1 protein-coding gene and 1 pseudogene are annotated in these 2,247 nt (G+C 64.4%); both read left to right on the forward strand.

What is annotated here, in order from left to right; all coding sequences use genetic code 11:
- Positions 1-522, forward strand: a pseudogene (locus WCB02_RS26320) (hypothetical protein); the annotation flags it as partial.
- A complete protein-coding gene (locus WCB02_RS26325; RefSeq protein ID WP_423962689.1) occupies positions 519-2,240 on the forward strand; it encodes an ATP-binding protein in 1,722 nt (573 codons plus the stop codon). The pseudogene WCB02_RS26320 and the gene WCB02_RS26325, both read left to right, overlap by 4 nt.
- The last annotated feature ends 7 nt before the right edge of the window (positions 2,241-2,247 follow it).

Here is a 2,247-nt window from a genome sequence, read left to right on the forward strand (position 1 = left end):
CTCTCAGGCAATGCCGCGAGCTTCGCCCGGTTCGAGGCCTGGGTCGCCATGCAGGGCGACATGGCTTTCGACGATTATCGCCGCCGGCTCAACCGCAACCTCGCCGCCCGGCAGCGCGAGCAGCTGACGCAGCTCGCGATTCTCGAATCGATCGAGGCGGTGTTCGGCGAAGCGCTGAGGGTTCTCGACGGATTGCCGCTCGACATGAGCGACGTGACCGTCGACCACGGCCGGTCGGCGCTGATGCCGGAGGTCCAGAAGCCGTTCCGTGACCTCATGCGGTCGCTGCTCGACGATGCGATCGCCTTCAACCGCTCGTCCTGCGCGCTCTCCAATTTTCCCGACGAGCACCGGCCGTCGAAGGACTATGTGCAGACCATCCTGCGCGATGTCGCCGCCGTCTGGCGCGACTTTTCGCTGGCGGCCAACCGTCTCCTGCTGGCCAAGGCCGAGGCCGGCTCGGCCGGCAAGGCGGACGCTCATCCCTCCCTTGACGTCAACGACCGAAGTGACCGCGCATGAAGCTGCAGATCGAACGACCCTATATCGAAACCATGGCCGCGGCCTTCCCGAACCTCGCCTCACTCAAGGACCAGCTGCGTTTCGGCGACAAGGTTGAGGTCGAGTTCAGCCAGCTGTCGCCGGCCGAGCTCGATTGTCTGGAGGGCCTCTATCACAAGGCCGGCCCGGACATGCACGCCCGTTCGGCGCATATCGCGACGCTGCGGCGCGCATTCGACGACAACAGCACGAGGTTCAAGGCCGAGGAGCTGGAGCAGCTATTGCCGGCCATTGCGCGCTATCTGGTCGGCAATGCCATTCGCGGCTGGATGTTCACGACCAGCGCCGCGAGCCGGCCGTTGCCCTATGTGGTGACGCGGCTCGATTACACGGCGCCCTCGAACGACGAGATGGGCCGTGTGTTCATCGAGCTGAAGGCCAATGCCAAGGGCACCATCACGACGTCGACCTTGCGCATCTCCGCCGGCGACATCGTCGGCAAGACCGTGGCCGAGATTTTCGCGGCCAGGGGATTGCTGAAGGAAACGCCCGAATTGATCGCGGCCTATGACGAAACCGTCGAGCGCTATTACGCCTGGCGCGGCCGCTATGGCGCGCAGTTCTCCGGCCGTGGCACCGGCTTCTTCGCGGAGGACCCGAACTCGTCGCATCGCGACATGGACTGGTCGCGCAAGGACGTGATCGTGCTGTCATCCGGCGGCGGCGCCGCGCGGCTGGTCAATGACGAGAGCATCCTGACCGCGCGCGACCTGACGCTCGAGGTGACCGGCGACATCCTTGGGCAATATCTGCGCAAAGCCGCCAAGAGCAATCTGTACGATGCCGAGGCCGAGGTGGAGGAATCCAAGGCCGCGATTCCGAAGGGCCTGTTCTGCCGGATTCCCGTCCATCCCTACATGCTGATGTTTCACCTCGACCTGCATCATTATCTCTGGGTTCATGCCGACGACATGACGCTCTACGCGTACCAGCCCGACCTGAAGCAGAAGCTGATCCTCCCGGAGGAGCAGACCGACCTGATCGATATCCTGACCGCCGAGATGGACGTGCTGATGGACGACATCGTGGCGGGAAAATCCGGCGGCACGACCGTGCTGTGCGCAGGCCCCCCGGGGGTCGGCAAGACGCTGACGGCCGAGGTCTATGCCGAGATCGTCGGGCGCCCGCTGTATCGCGTGCATTCGGGCCAGCTCGGGCTCAGCGTCGCCGCGATGGAAGGCGCGCTCAAGGATGCGCTGACCCGGGCGCAGCGCTGGGGCGCGGTAATGCTGATCGACGAGGCCGATGTCTATATCAAGCGCCGCGAGGACGACATGACGATGAACGCGGTGGTCGGCGTATTCCTGCGCGTGCTGGAATATTTCAATGGCCTGTTGTTCCTGACGACCAACCGCATCGACGATATCGACGAGGCGATCGTGTCGCGCTGCATCGCCCTGATCAAGTTCTTTCCGCCGGATGACGAGGCCCGTCGCCGAATCTGGCAGGTGATGACCGCGCAATTCGGGCTTGCAATCGATGCGCCGCTGGTCGACGACTTGGTCGAAACCTTTCCCGCGGCAACGGGACGCGACATCAAGGGGCTGGCGAAGCTGGTCGCGAAATACTGCCATCACAAGAAGGTTCTGCCGGCGCTCGACGTGTTCAGGCGCTGCGCGATGTTTCGCGGCATCGACCTCGGCGATCACGCGCGGCCGCAGGCTGCCGGTGCGGTGTGACGTCTAC

Source organism: Bradyrhizobium sp. (assembly GCF_049581145.1).
In the GTDB taxonomy this organism is placed as follows: Bacteria; Pseudomonadota; Alphaproteobacteria; order Rhizobiales; family Xanthobacteraceae; genus Bradyrhizobium.